Raw genomic sequence first — 20,236 nt, 5'->3', positions numbered from 1 at the left:
TAAATCTAACAGTACATTATGCCAATTGTCGGATTTGAATCCGGTGAAGCAAATTAATATCCGCCTCTGTTTCCGCCACCGCGGTTATCTCCGTAGCCGCCACCGCCTGAGCGATTGCCGCCACCGTATCCACCGCCACCTGGACGACTTCCACCACCGTAACCTCCACCGCCACGGTTTCCACCGCCGCCAAAGCTACGTCTTTCCCCTTCGGGTTTCGGTTCTGATTTATTAACAACAATTGCACGACCCTGAACAGTAGCTCCGTTCAATTCGTCAATAGCTTTTTGTGCTTCATCATCATTTGGCATTTCAACAAAGCCAAAACCTTTACTTCTTCCTGTAAACTTATCAGTAATAATTTTTACTGTGTCAACGGCACCGTATGCCTCGAAAGATTCTCTTAAATCTGCTTCCTCAATACTGAACGGAAGGCTTCCAACAAAAATATTCATATGTACTATTTATTAATTACCAACAAATATAGGGGTAATAAAATTGTAAAGCACTATGGGATAAGTTATATGTAAGTTAAAAAAAATATAAATGTTGAGAATTGTTTTATAGGAAATTGAATTTGGTAATTGTAAAAGAAAACGTGGTTCCGCTGCCGATTTTAGAATCAACGCTGATTTTTCCGCCAAGTCCCGCAACGAGTTTTTTGACAGTGGAAAGACCGATGCCACAGCCGCGGTTTCCAAAACGGTCTTCGGAGGTCAGCACTTCGAAAATATTGAAGATGCGTTCGCGATGTTCTTCAGCAATACCGGGACCGTTGTCTTTTATGAAAAACTCGTACGTTTCTTCTGCTTCAGCAAAACCGATTTCGATTTCGACTTTAATTTTGTCATTATATTTTATCGCGTTAGCAATCAGATTGATAAGAATTTGCTGCAGCGCCACCCTATTGGTATAAAGCGCTTTATCTTCAAATGATTTTTTAAAATGGTATTGCTTTTCGTTATCAAGCATGCCAATCGTTTCATCGACAAGTGCTTCGATATTGAAAACAGTTCGTTTTTCAATCAGGACGGTATCGCATTTGCTGTGCTCCAGAATACCATCAACAAGGTTTCGAAGACTGTTGGAAGACACGTCAAGCATTTCCATCAGCATTTTGGCATTGTCATCGAGCTTGTCTGAATAATCGGAAAGCAGGATTTGCGTAAGGCTTGAAATATTGTTGAGCGGCGATTTAATATCGTGCGCCGCCACTTGCGCGAATTTGTCGAGTTCGGAATTCCTTGTCTCAAGGTCTTTTGTGAATTTTTCCAGCAGCATCTTGCTTTTTCGCAGCTCAAAAAGGCTTACGACCTGATTGGAAAGCGCCTTTAAAGCTGTCAGCTGTTCGCGGCTTAATTCTTTTGGCTTATCGTCGATGACGCATAATGTACCCAAAGCCAATCCATCCGAAGTCACGAGCGGAACGCCGGTGTAAAAAATCACGTGCGGGTCGCCAACCACAAACGGATTGTCCTGAAATCTTTCGTCAAGCCTGGAGTCTTTGACCGTAAAGATGGAATCAGGATCAATTATCGCATGTGCGCAAAAAGCATCGCTGCGACTGGTTTCCGTACCATCAATTCCGACTTTCGATTTAAACCACTGGCGCTTCTCGTCGATTAAGCTAATGGTCGAAATCGGGGTGTTGCAAATCTGCGAGGCGAGTTGTGTAATATCGTCATATTCCTGCTCCGGAAGCGTGTCAAGAATCGAATATTCCTTTAACGCTTTTAAACGGGAAGTTTCATTTTGAGGGATTGGAGCATTCATCATTTTATGCTATTAAAGTAAAAAACCATCCGCATGGGATAGTTTCAGATATAAAAAGATATTTTTTACTGTATCGGAACGTGATAAAAAGCGCCTTCCTGAAAATTTACGTTTTCATTCACGACAGTGCTTGTACCGGTATATTTCGCATTGAATTTGAATGTTCCGGAAACCGTCTGGTCAACCGTATCATAATCATTAATAACAATAGTAGCATTGCCGATGCTTTCGTCATGCTCTAAATCCTGTCCGGTTGAATAAACAAGTCCAAAACCTTGATCTTCATAGGTATAAATCGCTGCAATATCATCGCTGTCATCAGGCGTTGGTTCAAGTTGATATTCTGCCGGGTTGAATTTTGTAATAGGTGTATTTTTTAAAAACGGAATCCTGAGCGTAACAATCTCAAGGCCTTTGTAACCATTGATTGTCAGGTAACCTTCATTAGGCGCGTCCGGGATATTATAAGAAGTAAAATGCGCATCGGACAAATCGGCTCTCCATGCAAAATTGTCTTTTCTTCCCTGAAAACCAGGATCGCTAAACTTCACATCTGATTCACATGACCAAAAAGCTACTGTTAATAATAAGAGCGATAAAATCTTTTTCATTAAAATATATATTAAGATTGGGTAGTTGATGTATTTTGGATACAAAAATAGTTTTTAAAACGAAATATGCTAAAGAAAATTGAATAATTTCTGCCTTATTTCAAATATTTAACGAATAGTGCAATCAATAATGTATTAAAAATCAACGCAGAATTAGCGTCAATTAAAAAAATGTGTATCTTTGCACCCTTAATTAATCGAGGTCGTGTACCTCAAAATTTAATCATAAGATTATGTCTGTAAAAATTAGATTACAAAGACACGGTAAAAAAGGAAAGCCTTTTTACTGGGTAGTAGCGGCTGATGCACGCTCAAAAAGAGATGGTAGATACCTTGAAAAAATCGGTACTTACAATCCAAACACCAATCCTGCAACCATCGATCTGAACCTTGACAGTGCTGTTCAATGGTTACACAATGGTGCACAACCAACTGATACTGCCAGAGCAATCCTTTCTTACAAAGGAGCTTTGTTGAAACACCACCTTGACGGAGGCGTTCGCAAAGGTGCTTTAACCCAAGAGCAGGCTGATGCTAAATTGGCTGCCTGGTTAGACCAGAAAGCAGGTAAAGTTGACGCTAAAAAAGAAGGTTTGTCTAAAGCACAATCAGATGCTAAAGCAAAAGCCTTGAAAGCAGAACAGGAAGTGAACGCTAAGCGTTTGGCTGCTGCTGCCCAGGCTGAAGCCGATGCAATCGCTGCCGAAGCTGCTGCAAACGCGCCGGAAGTGGAAGAAACAGAAGAAGTTGCTGAAGTAGCTGCTGAGGAAACTCAAGCTGTTGAAGAAGCGCCTGCTGCCGAAGCTGCAACTGAAGAAGCGCCTGCTGCTGAAGAGAACAACGAAACAGAAGCTTAATTTTACAGCGATAATGCGTAAAGAAGATTGTTTCTATTTAGGTAAAATCGCAAAAAAATTCAGTTTCAAGGGTGAAGTCCTGATCTGGTTAGACACCGACGAACCCGAGTTATACGAAAATCTGGAATCAGTGTTTGTCGAATGCGGCAAACATCTGGTTCCTTTTTTATTGAAAACAGTTCGCTCCACAAAAACGACTTTTTAAGGGTGCGTTTTGAAGACATGAACACCGAGGAAGATGCTGATGCCGTCATGGGCAACGGCATTTACCTTCCTTTAAAAATGCTGCCAAAACTCACCGGCAACAAATTCTATTTCCACGAAGTCATCGGATTTGAGATTGAAGACAAACGTCTCGGCGTTTTCGGGAAAATCCATGCTATAAATGATTCGACTGCACAACCGCTTTTCGAAGTTTTAAATGGCGAAGTCGAAATCCTCGTTCCTATGATTGACCATTTCCTGGTAAAAGTTGATCGCGAAAACAAAAAAATCGTGATGGATTTACCGGAAGGGCTCATTGAAATGTACCTCTAGTATTCCCGATTATTGTGAGTTTCCGAAATGTCACCCCGAGCGCAGTCGAGGGCCTTATATCAACCATGTTCCAATTCAAACAATTTTCCGTCCAACAAGACCGCTGCGCAATGAAAATCGGCACCGACAGCGTTTTGCTCGGCGCGTGGGCACCAATTGATAATAATCCATTCTCAATCTTAGACATCGGCGCCGGAACCGGAATTCTATCTTTAATGTTAGCGCAAAGAACTTCCGTAGAGCAAATCGATGCATTAGAAATCGACGAAGACGCCTACGAACAATGCGTCGACAACTTCGAGAATTCTCCTTGGGGCGACCGCCTTTTCTGCTTTCATGCCGGACTCGATGAATTCGTCGAAGAACCTGAAGACGAATATGATCTGATTATTTCAAATCCACCATTTTTCTCCGAAGATTATTTTTCCGGAAATGAACAACGCAATCAGGCAAGATTTCAGGACGCTTTGCCTTTTGAAGATTTAATCGAAGCTGCAGATTTACTACTTTCGGAAAACGGGATTTTTGCCGTCATCATTCCTTATAAAGAAGAAAAGAAATTTCTCGACTTAGCAACCGAATCCGAATTACATCCGATGAAGATAACGCGCGTAAAAGGCACTGCAACTTCTGAAACCAAAAGAAGCCTTTTAGCTTTCAGCAGAAATAAAACCGACAATTTTCAGGTTGATGAACTTGTCATTGAAATTTCCCGCCACGATTACACACCGGAATATATTGCATTGACCAAAGATTTCTACCTGAAGATGTAATTTTCTGAAAATCAATATATATTGATTACTTTTGCAGAAAATTGCAAAAATGAAATATTTCTATCTTATGCTACTGTCAGGATTTATAATGTCCGGGCAGGAAAACAGCAATGCCGAACAATGGGGCAATAAACCTTATAATATCCTTAGTTTCACCGGGCCGCAGGGCAATTTGTCAGGGATTCTCGATAACAATCAGGTACTGGCAGTCGCCGAGCAACCCGATGGAAAAGTACTAATCGGAGGCGGTTTCTATAATTTCAATGAGCTCGAAAGTCCAAAAGTAGTGCGTGTGAATCCTGATGGCACTATCGACACCACTTTCCACTCTACCATTACCAAAGAATATTTTACGCGCGTCACCAATATTTTAGTCCTTGCCGATGGCAGAATCGTCATTACAGGCCAATTTGAGAGCGGCAACGAGAGCTATCGCATTTTGGACACCTTCGGCAATGTTCTCAATCCGGGAACGCTCATCGTAGGCAATTTGTGCAATGCTGCATTGCTTCAGGCAGATGGCAAAATCCTGCTTTCCGGGGAACATAACGAAAATGGATACATCACAAAAGGCATCACGCGCCTTAATAATGACGGGACGCTCGACACCACTTTTCCTACAATAGGCCAAAACGTAGGTTCTGCGCAGGCTTATCAAATCAGGGGCTTCGCACAACAATCAGACGGAAAAGTCATTGTGGTTGGAGAATTTTCTTCCTACCGCGGCGCGATTGTAAAGAATATGTTCCGCATGAATACCAACGGTACGCTGGATACGACTTTCAACAATCAAAGCAATATTAATGACGAGATCCATTGCGTCAAGGTGTTACCTGATGACAGCATCCTCATAGGAGGTGATTTCTACCAGTTCGGAGGTGTTACGCGGAATCATTTCGCAAAATTACATCCTGACGGCACACTTGATACCGGCTTCCCGGTAGAGAACAACATTTATCCCGTTAACAGCATAGACGTTCAAGCTGACGGGAAAATTCTTCTGGCTACGGATTACTCTCCTAACAACACCGGATTTTCAACCAGACTCAATCCGGATGGAAGCGTAGATACTTCATTCTACAAAAATTCACTTGTCAACGGCGATGCCAACATAGTGCACGTTCTTAGCAATGGCCGGATTATTTTCGGTGGCGATTTTAAAACGTTTCAGGGAGCACCCAGAAAATACATTGTGGCCGTTTCAGAAAGCGGCATTCTGGATGCAGGATTCAACCCGTGCACAGGTGCCAATGATGAAATCCGGAAAATGATCAAACAGCCCGATGGGAAAATATTGATTGCCGGAAAATTTGAAGAATTCAACGGCACGACTCATTTTGGGGTTGCCCGGATTTTTGCCGATGGTTCCGTCGATCCAAGTTTTGACAGCGGAACGGCTTTCCTTGACGGTACCGTTAATGACCTTGCATTGCTGGATAACGGTAAAATTATTGTTGGCGGACTCTTCTCGAATGTGCTTGGCACTGGACTCAATGGAATCGTACGACTCAATGCCGACGGCTCGCTCGATACCGGTTTTCAGGCGCCGCTCACCAGCGGGCAGTATGCAACACACATTGCATTACAGGCTGATGGAAAGATATTATTATCAGGAGAGATTTACCTTGGATTGAGCGCTTATTACAGACTTAATCCTGACGGAAGCCACGATGCTTCATTTGATCCCGGCCTCAGCCCTTATGACACTTATTCTATTACTGTACAACCCGACCAAAAGATTATTTACACCGGAAGTTTCAGCTATGGCACCGACGAAAGCAAACATGGCGTTGCACGTGTCAATTCAGATGGCACTATTGACACGACCTTTAGCGTCACAAGCGGTGCGAATGGGAATGTATATACTGCAAGCTTATATCCGAATGGTAAAATCCTTTTTGGAGGAAGCTCAACCAATTACAATAATACGACAGTTGGCTGTGTATTCCGTGTAAACGCCAACGGAACGCTTGACAATACCTTCTTGAACCAAACCGCCTATGCCCGCGTACATTCCATCACACCACAGCCTAATGGCAAAATCATTATTGCCGGGGAATTTTCGGCAGTGAACAGCCATCCATCAAAAAAAGTGGCCCGCCTGAATGCCAATGGAAGTGTTGACACCGTTTTCTTACTGCAAGCGCCAATGGTTTTTACGCCGCAACTTCGTTACTCGACGATGATGGCGAACTGGTTGTAGCAGGCGATTTCACTGAATATAATGGTGTGCACCGTGGCCGCATCAACAGGGTAAATATGAGTACGCTTAGCACAGGATTTGAAGAACCTGCCTCAACCCAAGAGGTATCGGTATATCCGAATCCCGCCAAAGAAAAAGTAATGGTGAAATCAGAATCTCCGATAGAATCGATTTCGCTGTATAACATACAAGGCGTATTGTTAAAGCAATTCAACGTAAATGACTTTGAAACTACTATTCACATTGATAATTATCCGGCATCTGTATATGTGCTGAAAATAAAATCCGGAACGCGGCGTTATTTCACGCAAAATTGTCAAATTATAAAGATTTTGCAAGCAGTTGCAAAGTCTTGAACTATATTTTATCAGATTCGGATAAATTATAACAAAAATCACACGTATCGTTAAAATTCTTTCTGTAAATTTGCGACCATTAAACCAAAAAGCTTTGTATGAAACCAGATTTATTCCAATCACCGGATTACTATTTGTTAGATGATTTACTGACCGAAGAGCACAAATTAGTGCGTGATGCCGCGCGCGCGTGGGTAAAACGCGAAGTGTCGCCAATCATCGAGGAGTATGCGCAGAAAGCAGAATTCCCAAAACAATTAATTAAAGGGTTAGGAGAAATCGGCGGTTCTGGCCGTTATATTCCCGAAGAATACGGCGGTGCTGGCCTGGACAGATTTCCTACGGACTCATCATGCAGGAAATTGAAAGAGGCGATTCGGGCGTTCGTTCGACTTCGTCGGTGCAATCTTCGCTCGTCATGTATCCAATCTGGAAATACGGAAATGAGGAGCAACGCCAGAAATACCTTCCGAAATTAGCGACCGGAGAATTCATCGGCTGTTTCGGTTTGACCGAGCCCGATCACGGTTCAAATCCGGGCGGTATGACGACGAATTTCAAAGATATGGGCGACCATTATTTATTGAACGGCGCCAAAATGTGGATTTCCAACGCACCTTTTGCCGACATCGCAGTTGTTTGGGCAAAAGATGAAACCGGAAGAATCCACGGATTAATCGTTGAACGCGGCATGGAAGGCTTTACCACTCCGGAAACACACAACAAATGGTCACTTCGCGCTTCGGCAACCGGCGAATTGATTTTTGATAACGTAAAAGTGCCTAAAGAAAATTTACTCCCGAATAAATCAGGATTGGGTGCACCGCTTGGCTGCCTCGATTCTGCACGTTATGGCATCGCATGGGCGCCATTGGCGCGGCAATGGACTGCTACGACACGGCTTTGCGTTATGCAAAAGAAAGGATCCAGTTCGATAAACCAATCGCCGGAACGCAATTGCAACAGAAAAAATTGGCCGAAATGATTACTGAAATCACCAAAGCGCAATTGCTGACATGGAGATTAGGTGTTCTGAGAAACGAAGGCCGCGCAACATCTGCACAGATTTCTATGGCGAAAAGAAATAATGTGGATATGGCCATCAACATCGCTCGTGAAGCACGTCAAATCTTGGGCGGAATGGGAATTACCGGCGAATATTCAATCATGCGCCACAGTATGAACTTAGAATCGGTGATTACTTATGAAGGGACACACGACATCCATTTATTGATTACCGGAATGGACATTACGGGAATTCCGGCGTTCAAATAAGATATTTTTATTTCAACCAAAAAGCTTCCTCTAACCGGGAAGCTTTTTTATTTTATAAAACCAAAAACGGTTGTGCTGCGTAACTATTTTCGTAAAATAAGTAAGATGAATTTATTCAAAAAATATCTGAAATTGATTTGTGTTTCATTGCTGACTTCCTGCTCAGGTGGGAATGACGGCAGTGAATCTACCTATATTCCGCCCGTGACGCAGCCAACTACGCGCACCATTAATTACCTCGCTTTGGGCGACAGCTATACCATTGGTGAAAGTGTTTGCGAAACCTGCCGTTTTCCGGAGCAGTTGAAATCGGTGCTTTCGTCACATCTTACTGCTAACTATAATCTCAAAATTGTCGCACGAACCGGCTGGACAACGACCAACCTGAAAACCGCTATCGCAGAAGAAGGATTAAGCAACAACTACGATTTGGTTACCTTATTAATAGGCGTCAACAACCAATACCAGCAAAAGGCATTTTCGATTTATGAACAGGAATTCCCGGAGTTACTGGCCACGGCGATTGAAAAAGCCAAAGGCGATAAGACGCACGTAATTGTCGTATCGATTCCTGATTATGCTTACACGCCTTACGGAATGAACACAGGAAATCAGGCAATGATTTCAGCACAAATTGATCAATATAATGCTTTCGCGAAAAATTATGCCGAGCAAAATGGCGTGAAGTTCATCGACATCACTCCTATAACCCGGGAAGGATTGAATAATACAGTACTCGTCGCATCAGACGGATTGCACCCATCGCAACTGGCGTATGCGAAATTTGTGGAATTGTTGTTTCCTGTAGCAAACGATATCTTGCAGGAATAGCTTTTTAGTATTCAGGAGCGAGTTCGAGTTCAAGTCCGTCCAATTCCTCTGTGATCGGAATCTGGCAGCCAAGGCGGCTGTTGGATTTTACGTAAAACGCTTCAGACAGCATTGCCTCTTCATCATCACCCATTTCCGGTAGCGGCACATCATTAAGCACATAACATTGGCACGAAGCGCACATCGCCATGCCGCCGCAAGTGCCTTCGACAGGTAAATCGTAGGCCTTGCAGAGTTCCATGATGTTCATGGCCATATCGGTTGGCGCTTGTAATTCGTGAATTATGCCTTCACGGTCTTTTATTCTGATTAAAACGTCCATAAATTTAGATTGAATATTTAGATGTCATCTGCATACTAAATTACAAAAATCTATTCTATTGATTTAACAACCTGTTTTTCAGCTTCTTTCTCGTGCCGTCAAAACCGTCAACACCGGAAACCGTAGTATATTTCATCACATATTTCTTGCCCGGATTCATGCGTTGGTAAACGCTTTGGCACATTAAAGTCGCCTCGTGGAAACCGCATAAAATCAACTTTAATTTACCAGGATAAGTATTGACATCGCCGATGGCATAAATGCCCGGAATGTTCGTCTGGTAATCTAAAGCGTTATTGACCTTAATCGCATTTTTTTCGATTTCAAGTCCCCAATTGGCGATTGGGCCGAGTTTTGGCGACAATCCGAAAAGCGGGATGAAATAATCGGTATCGATTTCTCGGTGTGCGCCGTTTTCGTCGATGTCGATAGATTCAAGGTGTTCTGCGCCGTTTAATCCAACGACTTCTGCAGGGGTAATCAATTTGATTTTGCCTTCGTTTTTGAGTTCCTGCACTTTATCGACAGAATCGAGTGCGCCACGGAATTCGTTCCTTCTATGGATTAACGTTACTTCTGAAGCGACGTTAGAAAGGAAAATACTCCAGTCAAGTGCTGAATCACCACCGCCTGCAATGACGACTTTTTTATTGCGGAATTCCTCGGGATTTTTGACGAAATATTTCACGCCTTTGTCTTCGTAGAATTCGATGTCTTCGATGAGCGGCTTTCTGGGTTCGAAACTACCTAATCCGCCAGCAATGGCAACTGAATTGGCGTGGTGTTTCGTGCCTTCGCTGGTGGTTACGATAAAAGACCCGTCTTCGAGTTTTTCGATGGTTTCTGCGCGTTCCCCAAGTGTAAAGCCCGGCTGGAACTGCTTGATTGTTCCATCAAATTGGTAACCAAATCGCCTGCCAAAACTTCAGGATAACCCGGAATATCGAAGATTGGTTTCTTAGGATATAACTCAGATAATTGTCCGCCCGGCTGTGGCAAAGCGTCAATGATATGGCATTTAAGTTTTAGTAATCCTGCTTCGAATACGGCGAAAAGTCCGGTTGGCCGGCGCCGATGATGAGTATGTCTGTTTCTATCATTTTGTTTGTTGCAAAGTTGCAAAGTTGCAAAGGAACAAAGTTGCAAAGTTTATGGAAGAATTTTTCTCGGGATACCGAAATGCGTTAGGGATTAAGGCGGTATCCTTTTTATCTTAATGGAAATTCCCGGCAACCGAAATGGCTCCGATAAAAAGATTACTTCGTCAGTTCGCTTCGCCCGGGTGAGCAGAAAGCCCTGCCCGCAGGGAAACGCCCAGATCCCTCACTCCGTTCAGGACGACAATCACGCGATATTTACGACGGTTTCGATTTGCGGCGCGAATTTTTTGATGGTCGTTTCGACTCCGGCTTTCAAGGTCATCTGGTTGACGCTGCAGCTGATGCAGGCACCTTCGAGGCGAACGGTAACGTGCTTGTCGTCTTCGATGCCGATGAGTTTGATGTCGCCGCCGTCGGAATTCAGGAACGGACGGATTTCTTCGAGCGCTTTTTCGACGTTTAATGTTAATTCTTCTGTTGTCATAATTTCAATGTGTCAATTAGAAAATCAGATAATCAGATAATTTTTAACCATTATCTAATTACCTGATTATCTCATTATCTAATTCTTTTTTACCGCTGAACACCCGGCCATTGTTGTAATTTTGATGACTTCGGTAGCGGGTAAATTTTCGTTTCTGTTGACGGTTTCCTGCACTACGTTTCTGGTGATTTCTTCGAAAACGACTTCAATTATTGACGCTGTTTGTAAAGCTGCAGGTCGTCCGTAATCTCCGGCTTCGCGGATGGATTGTACGATTGGTACTTCTCCAAGAAACGGGACGCCCAAATCTGCTGCGAGGTTTTGCGCGCCTTCTTTTCCGAAGATGTAATATTTGTTTTCTGGCAATTCTTCAGGAGTGAAATAGGCCATGTTTTCGATAATTCCCAAAACGGGAACATTGATGCTGTCGGACAAAAACATTGAAACGCCTTTTTTGGCATCGGCTAAAGCGACGGCTTGCGGCGTACTTACGACAACCGCGCCCGTAATTGGCAGCGATTGCATGATGGATAAATGAATATCGCCGGTTCCCGGTGGTAAATCGATGAGCATGAAATCGAGTTCACCCCAATCGGCGTCAAAAATCATTTGATTGAGTGCTTTTGAAGCCATGGCTGCACGCCAGATAACAGCCTGGCTTGGCGCTGTGAAGAATCCGATGGAAAGGATTTTAACTTCGTAGCTTTCGATGGGTTTCATCTTTGATTTGCCGTCGACGTTGACGGAAATCGGTTTTGCCGTTTCGACGTCGAACATGATTGGCATTGACGGACGGTAAATATCAGCGTCTAAGATCCCGACAGAAAAGCCCATTTTGGCTAATGTAACCGCGAGATTTGCGGTTACAGTCGATTTTCCAACACCGCCTTTTCCGGAGGCGACGGCGATTATATTTTTGATTCCGGGAATGGATTTTCCTTTGATTTCGGGTTTTTCAGGCGATTCGATTTTGGTGTTGATCTTGATTTTTGCTTCCGCGGAAACGGTTTCAAGGATTACTTTACGGATGTCGTCTTCTGCGCGTTTCTTGATGTGCATTGCGGGCGAATGCAAAACCAATTCTACAACAACTTCATCGCCGAAAGTCAGCACGTTGGTAACGGCACCGCTTTCGACCATATTTTTACCTTCGCCTGCAACCGTAATGGTTTCAAGGGCTTTAAGGATTTCTTTTCTGTCTAATTTCATTTAAGTTTACTGTTAACAGTTAACGGTTTACAGTTTAAAACGTTATGTTTATTTAAACTGATTTCAGATTGCAAAGATAATACGAAAAGTTGTGATTGTAAAGGAAATGGATTGGATTTGTTGATGGTAGGATTGGGATTTCAATGGCTCAGTTCTGAGTTGATTACCGATCACTGAATCTCCGGCTGCCAGAAATATTTGTCAAAATCAACCACCTGATTATTCTTCACTTCAACACCCTCGCTTTCGAGCAATTGCTGCATTAAATTGGTGCCGTCGAAATGGTGCTTTCCTGTCAATAACCCGAAACGGTTGACGACGCGGTGTGCGGGAACATCTTCGTATTTTCCGGCGCCGTTCATCGCCCAGCCGACCATTCGTGCCGATTGTGCCGAACCGATGGCTTTCGCTATTGCGCCATAAGACGTGACTTTTCCATACGGAATCTGTCTGGCGATGTCGTAGACTTTTTCAAAGAAATTATCGTTGTCAGGATTTTTCGCCATCTTAAAATATATTATAATAGAATTGTAAAATATTGAATAACGTGAGGATTGAAACCACCCCGGTAATCGAGCCAATGATGTAATTCATGTTTTTCAGCATAAAACCTGATTTGCTTTCCATCGACTTGAAAAAAGCGATATAACAATAAAACGCAAAGAATGCGCCCAATCCGGAGCCGACAACAAACGTATAAACAAACGGCCTGTCAAAGAAAAACCAGTTGTATGTCGCCAGCGTAACACTTACAAAAACATAAAAAGGAATGGGAAAAAAATTGAGCGCCGAAAGCAGCATTCCGAGAAAAAAACGGCTTTTCTTGCTGTGCAGCTTCTCCTCTTCCTTTCCAGGTTTCGGTCGGTTCGCCCACCAGAAAAAATAAACGGTCAGGATGACAAAAATAGCCAGTCCAACTTCCCGTAAAAGAATGACAATTTCGGGATTATTTTCAATGAATCTTGCGAAAAGCACGGCAACAAATGTCTGAATAAGAACTATTAAAGTTGCTCCGGAACGCAAAAACCAAAGCCCGTGTTCTTCCTTCATTGAGGCTAACTTTTGCCGCCGTCATATTGATCAGTCCCGGTGGAATAATTCCGACCGACGACGTGACAAATCCCAAAAAAAGCGGCATTACATAGCCCATTTTTATTTTTTTATCGACATTTAAAATTATAAAAAAATAATTTTTAAACCATTATGAAATTAAGATTATTAAGCTTTATGCAACTCAATCCTTTAAAGGTTTAAAAATTTATGCTTTTTGGTAAATTATTTTATTTTGAACCGGATATACGTAATCGCTTTGTTAACCTCCAGATATTGTTTTTCGTAAAACGTCTGAATACCAGTAACTTCCTCCGGGCTTCCTTCGTTCAGATAAATGTTGTGGTTCGCATACAAAACCTCATGGCCTTGCCCATGTAAAAGTCCTGAATGTGTAACCGTGCATGAATTCGCTGTCGGTTTTAAGGTTCATGACGCCGTGTTCCTTGAGCACTTTTTTGTACAATTGCAGGAATTCAGAATTCGTCATCCTGTGTTTGGTACGCTTGTATTTGATTTGCGGATCGGGAAAAGTAATCCAGATTTCATCGACTTCGCCATCGGCAAAAATATGGTCGAGTAATTCAATTTGCGTACGGACAAAAGCCACATTGTGCAGGCCGTCTTCAACAGCGGTTTTCGCGCCACGCCAGAAACGAGCACCCTTGACGTCAATTCCGATGAAATTTTTATTTGGATATTTTTCGGCCAATCCGACAGAATATTCGCCTTTTCCACAGCCTAATTCCAACACCAGCGGATGGTCATTTTTGAAATATTCTGCGTTCCATTTGCCCTTCAGCGGGAACGAACCGCCTGTAACTTCTTCTCTTGTCGGCTGGAAAACATTCCCGAAAGTCTCGTTTTCCTTAAACCTCTTTAATTTATTCTTGCTTCCCACGTTGTTGTTTAATATTTTGGTAAAATTACGGAAATATAAAGTATTGCGAATAGTTTTATCTTTAGCTTTTTATTGGAGTAGCTGAGTGCCTGAGTGCCTGAGTTGATTTCCTTATCGGAAAAACATTGAAAAACAAATCAAAGAACATTCTTGTTGCGCCGTTGAATTGGGGATTGGGACACGCCACGCGCTGCATTCCGATTATTCGTGCGCTTGAAGCCGAAGGGTTTAACCCGATTTTGGCTTCAGACGGCATTGCCCTGGAAATTTTGAAGAAAGAGTTTCCGCAACTGAAAGCACTTGAACTGCCTTCCTACGAAATCACTTATGCCAAAAACGGCCGCAATTTCAAATGGAAATTGATTTTCAGGGTTGCCGAAAATGATCATGGCAATTTTAAATGAGAAGCGAACAATTGAGAAATGGGTCGACGAATATAATCTCGAAGGGATAATTTCCGATAACCGTCTGGGCGTAAGAAACAGGAAAATCCCGTCAGTATTTATTACGCACCAATTGAATGTCCTTACGGGAAATACTTCGGAAATCACAAGCAAATTGCACCAATATATTATCCGGAAATTTGATGAATGCTGGGTTCCTGATTTTGAAAAGATGCCGAACCTGACCGGAAAACTCGGCCATCTTAGGAAAACCGATTTAAAAATCAAATACATAGGTCCGTTAAGCCGCATCCGGAAACTCGATATTCCCCAGAAATATGATTTGATGGTAATTCTTTCTGGGCCTGAACCACAACGCACAATGCTTGAGGAAAAAATCAAATCCGAATTGATGCAATTCAACGGGAAAGTGGTTTTCATCGCCGGGAAAGTCGAAACCTTACAAAAATCAGAATTAAAAGGCGAAGTGAAATATTACAATTTCATGAATTCCGAACAGCTTGAAAAAACCTTTAACCAGAGTAAACTCGTACTTTGCCGTTCGGGTTACACTACAATCATGGATTTGGCGCAACTCGGCAAAAAAGCGTTCTTCATTCCAACGCCGGGCAATATGAGCAGGAATATCTCGCCAGGAAATTAAAGGAAAGCGGCATGGTGCCGTATGCGAAACAGCACAAATTTAAGATTGAAAATCTTTGGGAAACGCAGACTTATTCTGGGTTTTCAGTGCTGGAAAATAAAATAGACTGGACGTTGTTATTCCGCCTTTTCGATGGTAAATGAAAATTCTGAGCCCACGCCGAACTGGCTTTCTATGTAAATGCGTTCGTCATGTGCTTCGATGATGTGTTTCACGATTGACAATCCGAGACCCGAACCGCCTTCTGCCCTGGCCCTGCTTTTGTCTACGCGATAAAATCTTTCGAAAAGCCTTGACAAATGGTGTTTTTCGATGCCTTCGCCGTTGTCATTCACGCGAACGATTACCTTATTATTGGCGATGTCTTCGATGCCGACTTCGGTAGAACCGTCATTTCTGCCGTATTTGATTGAATTCACGACAAGGTTCGTCACGACCTGCTGGATTTTTTCCTGATCACCAAAAACCATTATTGGCTTGGCATATTTGTTGTCGAAAGTCAGGATGATGTTTTTCTTTTCGGCTTCCATTTCAAGTAAATCGAAGACATTCTGCACCACTTCGACAATATTGAATTTGGAAACCGTCAGGTTCAAATCGCCCGATTCGAGTTTGGTGATCATATCTAAATCCTGGACGATAAAGATTAATCTTTCGACACCTTTTTCTGCCCTTTGTAAATATTTTTTACGGATGTTTTTGTCGTTCATCGCGCCGTCGAGCAATGTTAACAGATAACCCTGAACGGTAAATAACGGCGTTTTCAATTCGTGGAAACATTTCCTAAAAATTCGCGGCGGTATTCTTCACGCACTTTCAGCGTTTCGATTTCCATTTTTTTGTCGGTGGCGAATTTCTTGACTTCTTTGGTTAAAGTAGCCATGTCAGTTGTAATTGGCTGCTTGCGGAATGAGCTGGCTTCGAGAAAGGAAACATCGTCATAAATCTTTTTCACACGACGGTAAATGAAAACCTCTACGCGGTATTGAATGACGAAAAAAGAGAAAATGTAAATGGAAACGGCAAATGCGACTGCAAATGAAATGAGGTTATTGAGTGTTGGATTAAAGAAAAAATAACTCAGTATCGCAACGAAACCTCCAGCAAACAGCGTGATGTACAACGCTGATTTTATAGCAAATTTGTAGGATTTTTTGAAGTTTAATTTCATTTTGAAGTGTCAAAGTACCAAAGTTACAAAGTTGCAAAGGTTTTGATACGACAAAAACAGTTAAACTTCAAATTTATAGCCCACACCTTTAATGGTCTTAAAGAAATCGTCACCAATTTTCTCGCGCAGTTTCCTGATGTGCACGTCGATGGTTCTTCCGCCAACGATTACTTCATTACCCCAGACTTTATCGAGAATCTCCTCGCGCTTGAAAACTTTTCCGGGTTTCGAGGCGAGTAAATAAAACAATTCGAATTCTTTTCTTGGCAGAATAATTTCTTCGCCGTCTTTAATGATTTTGTATTCTTCGCGGTTGATTTCAATTCCGCCGACATTTAAAGTATCTGAAGTTTGTTCTTCATCTTTAAGTCTTCGCAACAATGCTTTCACTTTGCTCACGAGCAATTTCGGCTTGATCGGTTTGGTGATGTAATCATCGGCACCGGCGTCAAAACCGGCAACCTGCGAGTAATCTTCGCTTCTGGCGGTCAGGAAAGTGATGATGACATTTTGCAGTTCGGGCATTTTTCGGATGAGTTCTGTTGCTTCCATACCGTCCATCTCGGGCATCATGACATCCATGATGATGAGTTGCGGCAATTCCTTTTTCGCTTTGGCAACAGCCTCTTTGCCATTGACGGCAGTGATGATCTGGTAGCCTTCCTGCGATAGATTATATCCTACAATTTCGAGGATATCGAGTTCATCGTCAACCAAAAGAATCTTAATGTCTTTTTTCTTCATAACTGCAAAATTTATGTGATTTGCGACTGTAAAAGTATATATAAAACACTTGGATAAACAGCCGTTAACTGTAATTTAATTACTTAACCTTTTCATAATATTAAAAATACTTAATGGTAACAGGTGGTTAACCTGAACTTTACAATACGGCAGTTCCTTTGCAAAAAATTTAAACAACACTACAATGAAATTCCGATTATTATTTATTACACTATTAATCTGTACCGCAGTTTTTGCTCAAAACAAAGGTACGGTTTCCGGAGTTATTTCTGACAAGGATTTAAATAATGAGGCGCTGTCTTTCGCCAACGTAATGATCAAGGGCACTACAACAGGCACTACCACAGATGTTGAAGGAAAATACAGCCTGACTGTTGATGCCGGCGACCATGTGCTTATCATCAGTTTCGTAGGGTATGAAACACTCGAAGTGCCATTTACAATCAAGGCCGATGAAAAATTAGAAATCAATAAAGCCATCGGTTCAGGAAGTGTCACGCTTCAGGATGTGGTACTGACTACAACGGTCAATAAGGAAAAGAATCTGCATTATTGCTTGACCAGAAAAATGCAGTCGGCATTAAACAAAATATCGGCGCACAGGAATTGTCCCGAAAAGGAGTTAGCGACGTGGCTACTGCCGTTACCAAAACAACAGGCATTACCAAACAGGAAGGTTCCAACAATATTTTCGTGCGTGGATTGGGCGACCGTTACAACTCAACCACTATGAACGGTTTGCCGGTTCCGTCTAATGATCCGGAGAACAAGAACCTCGGGCTTGAGATTTTCTCAACCGACATCGTTGAATCAATTAGCATTGATAAGGTTTATAACAGCAAATTATTCGGTGATTATGCCGGAGGAAATGTTGACATTATCTCAAAAGACTACAAAGGAAGCGGCATGCTGAAAATTGAATTGGGGTCGAAGGTCAATACAAACGCACTTGCAAACGATGATTTCAGATTCCAGAAAGGGCAAGTGCGACTGGTTTCAGTACCGTTTCGATTCCGTCAGACGCATTAAATTCTTATAAATTCAAATCACTTCAGACGGAAACCGAGAATCCGATCGCGACTAACTTCGGCATTTCTGCCGGAAAATCTTTCAACGTAGGAGAACAGGGAAAATTAAACTTTTTCGTAACTGCCGGATTTGACAATGATTTTGATTCAAGAAGCGACGGAACTGCAAAAGCTGGCGTTAACGGAAATGGTGTCGTTAACCAGAACTATCAAAAATATGCGCTTAACTCTTACAACACCAATACAACCGTTATGGGTAATGCGGGTTATAAGTGGAACGCTGATAACAAGATCAATTTCAATTCGCTTTTCATCAATACCAGCTCGCAAACTACTGAAGAATACACCGGATATATCGTTGATATCGCCAATGACGGCAATGGTTTCAGACGCCGTTTTAAATACGACAAGGACAGATTGTGGATCAATCAATTGTTAGGTGACCACACCTTAAGCGAGCGGACAAAATTCAATTGGGCCACATCTTACAGCACGATCACAGGTGATGAACCGGACAGGGTGCAGAATACCTTCAGGAAAGAAGCAGCAGGATATGTGCTTTCGAGTATTTCTGCAGCAGACAACCACCGTTATTTTCAATACCTTACAGAAGACGAAATCGCGCTGAACGCTTCATTGGATTACAAAATTTCTAAAAATGCCGAAGGTGATTACAAAGGAAAAGTAACTTTAGGCTATTCCGGAAAGATTAAAAAACGTGATTTCGAGGCGACGCAATTCAACTTAAAAGCCAATAGCGGTTTTACCAATACTATTGTTGACCCGAATAATCTTGATCTTTTTTACAACCAGCAGAATTATGCCAACGATTACTTCGAAATGTCAACTTTCAAAGGAGGTTCGCAAATTGCTGATGCAACAGACCCTCAATTTTACAAGGGAGATTTATTCGTCAATGGCGGTTACATCAATACAGAATACAAGTTCAACAAATTAAGCGGTGTTTTAGGATTAAGGGCTGAAGTGCTTACGCAAAAAGTTGAATGGAATACTTCAATAGACCCGGTTGGCGGTGACGACCAGTTGGATAAATTTGCTTTCCTGCCAAGCTTAAGCTTGAAATACGAATTGACCGAAAAGCAAAACCTGCGTTTTGGTTTCAGCAAAACTTACACATTGCCTCAGTTTAAAGAAAGAGCACCGTTTGTCTATGAAGAAGTGACGGGCACCAAATTCGGAAATCCTTATCTTTACGAATCTGATAATTATAACTTTGATCTTAAATGGGAAATGTTCCCGAAAAGCGAAGAACTGATTTCAGTTACCGGGTTTGGAAAATACATTCAAAATCCAATCAATGAAGTAACAGCGCTTTCTTCAACCAATGACGTTACTTTTTTCAACACAGGGGATTACGGTTATATCGCCGGGGCGGAAGTAGAGTATAGAAAACAACTTTTCGGATTCGGCGAAACCAATGCTAAAAAACTTACTGCAGGATTCAATGCTTCTTATCTTTATTCGAATCAGCAACTCGATGCGGCGAAAGTTGCGAAAGAAAATGGCGGACTACAGGCAGCCTTTACCGAAAAAGAAACCAAACTTACAGGCGCTTCAGATTTATTGCTCAATGCAGATATTTCTTACCTGAATGAATGGAATGAAAAGCAAAGTAATTTCATGGCAACCGTAGCCTATACTTATTTCTCAGACCGCGTCTACTCAATTGGCACAAACAATATGGGCAACCAGGTTGATAAAGCGTTCGGTTCACTTGATTTTATTGCGAAATCAAAACTGAACAAACACCTTGGACTTAGCTTTATCGCGAAGAATTTATTAGACCCCACAATCGATCGCGTTCAGGAAAACAAGTCTGGCGACGTAAATGTGCTCTCTTATAAAAAAGGAATTACCATGAGTCTTGGACTGAATTACCAGTTCTAATCCTAAATTCATCATTCTTTTAAGAAACTTTAACACGCCGTAAAACTGAGTTAAGA

General features: G+C 42.2%; 18 protein-coding genes and 6 pseudogenes. 12 read left to right on the top strand and 12 right to left on the bottom strand.

What is annotated here, in order from left to right:
• Nucleotides 1–53: 53 nt before the first annotated feature.
• The 3 genes from ACSLFW_RS05630 to ACSLFW_RS05620 all read right to left on the bottom strand — a co-directional run bounded on the left by ACSLFW_RS05630 (nucleotide 54) and on the right by ACSLFW_RS05620 (nucleotide 2,384).
• Nucleotides 54–455, bottom strand: a complete 402-nt coding sequence (locus tag ACSLFW_RS05630) for an RNA recognition motif domain-containing protein (RefSeq protein WP_436554973.1) — start codon at nucleotides 453–455, stop codon at nucleotides 54–56.
• 106 nt (nucleotides 456–561) lie between these two features.
• The gene (locus ACSLFW_RS05625) at nucleotides 562–1,776 is read right to left on the bottom strand and encodes a sensor histidine kinase (protein WP_436554972.1); all 1,215 of its coding nucleotides are present in this window, start codon (nucleotides 1,774–1,776) and stop codon (nucleotides 562–564) included.
• A gap of 62 nt (nucleotides 1,777–1,838) precedes the next feature.
• Nucleotides 1,839–2,384 carry a DUF6252 family protein gene (locus ACSLFW_RS05620; RefSeq protein ID WP_436554971.1) on the bottom strand — a complete coding sequence of 182 codons (546 nt, stop codon included), beginning with the start codon at nucleotides 2,382–2,384 and terminating at the stop codon, nucleotides 1,839–1,841.
• A gap of 233 nt (nucleotides 2,385–2,617) precedes the next feature.
• On the opposite strand from ACSLFW_RS05620, the gene ACSLFW_RS05615 reads away from it, so the two are divergent.
• The 7 genes and pseudogenes from ACSLFW_RS05615 to ACSLFW_RS05585 all read left to right on the top strand — a co-directional run bounded on the left by ACSLFW_RS05615 (nucleotide 2,618) and on the right by ACSLFW_RS05585 (nucleotide 9,216).
• Nucleotides 2,618–3,241 carry a 30S ribosomal protein S16 gene (locus ACSLFW_RS05615; RefSeq protein WP_436554970.1) on the top strand — a complete coding sequence of 208 codons (624 nt, stop codon included), beginning with the start codon at nucleotides 2,618–2,620 and terminating at the stop codon, nucleotides 3,239–3,241.
• A 13-nt stretch (nucleotides 3,242–3,254) separates the two neighbouring features.
• Nucleotides 3,255–3,778, top strand: a pseudogene (gene rimM, locus ACSLFW_RS05610) (ribosome maturation factor RimM).
• Between the two features lie 65 nt (nucleotides 3,779–3,843).
• Nucleotides 3,844–4,551 carry a tRNA1(Val) (adenine(37)-N6)-methyltransferase gene (locus ACSLFW_RS05605; RefSeq protein WP_436554969.1) on the top strand — a complete coding sequence of 236 codons (708 nt, stop codon included), beginning with the start codon at nucleotides 3,844–3,846 and terminating at the stop codon, nucleotides 4,549–4,551.
• A gap of 49 nt (nucleotides 4,552–4,600) precedes the next feature.
• Nucleotides 4,601–6,754, top strand: a complete 2,154-nt coding sequence (locus tag ACSLFW_RS05600; RefSeq protein WP_436554968.1) for a hypothetical protein — start codon at nucleotides 4,601–4,603, stop codon at nucleotides 6,752–6,754.
• Nucleotides 6,755–6,810: 56 nt separating this feature from the next.
• Nucleotides 6,811–7,110 carry a T9SS type A sorting domain-containing protein gene (locus tag ACSLFW_RS05595; RefSeq protein WP_436554967.1) on the top strand — a complete coding sequence of 100 codons (300 nt, stop codon included), beginning with the start codon at nucleotides 6,811–6,813 and terminating at the stop codon, nucleotides 7,108–7,110.
• A gap of 98 nt (nucleotides 7,111–7,208) precedes the next feature.
• Nucleotides 7,209–8,385, top strand: a pseudogene (locus ACSLFW_RS05590) (acyl-CoA dehydrogenase family protein).
• 105 nt (nucleotides 8,386–8,490) lie between these two features.
• Complete coding sequence (locus tag ACSLFW_RS05585) at nucleotides 8,491–9,216, top strand: SGNH/GDSL hydrolase family protein (protein ID WP_436554966.1); 726 nt, start codon at nucleotides 8,491–8,493, stop codon at nucleotides 9,214–9,216.
• Between the two features lie 4 nt (nucleotides 9,217–9,220).
• Here the strand turns inward: ACSLFW_RS05585 and ACSLFW_RS05580 are convergent, their stop codons facing one another.
• From ACSLFW_RS05580 to trmB, 7 genes and pseudogenes are all read right to left on the bottom strand, one after another.
• Entirely contained in the window at nucleotides 9,221–9,538 is a 318-nt protein-coding gene (locus ACSLFW_RS05580) for a ferredoxin (protein WP_436554965.1), read from the bottom strand.
• A 50-nt stretch (nucleotides 9,539–9,588) separates the two neighbouring features.
• Nucleotides 9,589–10,638 (bottom strand): annotated as a pseudogene (locus tag ACSLFW_RS05575) (NAD(P)/FAD-dependent oxidoreductase).
• A 244-nt stretch (nucleotides 10,639–10,882) separates the two neighbouring features.
• Nucleotides 10,883–11,122 (bottom strand): NifU family protein, encoded by a 240-nt coding sequence (locus ACSLFW_RS05570; RefSeq protein WP_436554964.1) that lies wholly within the window; start codon nucleotides 11,120–11,122, stop codon nucleotides 10,883–10,885.
• Nucleotides 11,123–11,200: 78 nt separating this feature from the next.
• Nucleotides 11,201–12,331 carry a P-loop NTPase gene (locus ACSLFW_RS05565; protein WP_436554963.1) on the bottom strand — a complete coding sequence of 377 codons (1,131 nt, stop codon included), beginning with the start codon at nucleotides 12,329–12,331 and terminating at the stop codon, nucleotides 11,201–11,203.
• A gap of 170 nt (nucleotides 12,332–12,501) precedes the next feature.
• Nucleotides 12,502–12,837, bottom strand: coding sequence for an MGMT family protein (locus ACSLFW_RS05560; protein WP_436554962.1), 336 nt, complete (start codon nucleotides 12,835–12,837; stop codon nucleotides 12,502–12,504).
• A gap of 1 nt (nucleotide 12,838) precedes the next feature.
• A complete protein-coding gene (locus tag ACSLFW_RS05555; protein ID WP_436554961.1) occupies nucleotides 12,839–13,381 on the bottom strand; it encodes a lysine transporter LysE in 543 nt (180 codons plus the stop codon).
• Nucleotides 13,382–13,606: 225 nt separating this feature from the next.
• A pseudogene (gene trmB, locus ACSLFW_RS05550) lies at nucleotides 13,607–14,282 on the bottom strand (tRNA (guanosine(46)-N7)-methyltransferase TrmB).
• Between the two features lie 125 nt (nucleotides 14,283–14,407).
• Between trmB and ACSLFW_RS05545 the strand changes: the two are divergent.
• Nucleotides 14,408–14,686, top strand: coding sequence for a hypothetical protein (locus ACSLFW_RS05545; RefSeq protein WP_436554960.1), 279 nt, complete (start codon nucleotides 14,408–14,410; stop codon nucleotides 14,684–14,686).
• Nucleotides 14,670–15,329 carry a glycosyltransferase gene (locus ACSLFW_RS05540; RefSeq protein WP_436554959.1) on the top strand — a complete coding sequence of 220 codons (660 nt, stop codon included), beginning with the start codon at nucleotides 14,670–14,672 and terminating at the stop codon, nucleotides 15,327–15,329. Before ACSLFW_RS05545 ends, ACSLFW_RS05540 begins: the two co-directional genes overlap by 17 nt.
• A gap of 116 nt (nucleotides 15,330–15,445) precedes the next feature.
• Here ACSLFW_RS05540 and ACSLFW_RS05535 read toward each other — a convergent pair.
• Nucleotides 15,446–16,500 (bottom strand): annotated as a pseudogene (locus ACSLFW_RS05535) (sensor histidine kinase).
• 60 nt (nucleotides 16,501–16,560) lie between these two features.
• Entirely contained in the window at nucleotides 16,561–17,244 is a 684-nt protein-coding gene (locus ACSLFW_RS05530; RefSeq protein ID WP_436554958.1) for a response regulator transcription factor, read from the bottom strand.
• Between the two features lie 184 nt (nucleotides 17,245–17,428).
• Between ACSLFW_RS05530 and ACSLFW_RS05525 the strand changes: the two are divergent.
• The 3 genes and pseudogenes from ACSLFW_RS05525 to ACSLFW_RS05515 all read left to right on the top strand — a co-directional run.
• Nucleotides 17,429–17,698 (top strand): annotated as a pseudogene (locus ACSLFW_RS05525) (carboxypeptidase-like regulatory domain-containing protein); the annotation flags it as partial.
• 98 nt (nucleotides 17,699–17,796) lie between these two features.
• Nucleotides 17,797–18,273, top strand: a complete 477-nt coding sequence (locus tag ACSLFW_RS05520; protein WP_436554957.1) for a TonB-dependent receptor plug domain-containing protein — start codon at nucleotides 17,797–17,799, stop codon at nucleotides 18,271–18,273.
• Between the two features lie 251 nt (nucleotides 18,274–18,524).
• On the top strand, nucleotides 18,525–20,180 hold the full coding sequence (locus ACSLFW_RS05515) for a TonB-dependent receptor domain-containing protein (protein WP_436554956.1): 1,656 nt from the start codon (nucleotides 18,525–18,527) through the stop codon (nucleotides 20,178–20,180).
• Nucleotides 20,181–20,236: the final 56 nt, after the last annotated feature.

It is taken from the genome of Flavobacterium sp. 3HN19-14 (assembly GCF_051373205.1).
GTDB lineage: Bacteria > Bacteroidota > Bacteroidia > Flavobacteriales > Flavobacteriaceae > Flavobacterium.
The sequence above is the reverse complement of the archived record's forward strand: the minus strand, read 5'-3'. Positions and strand labels throughout refer to the sequence as shown.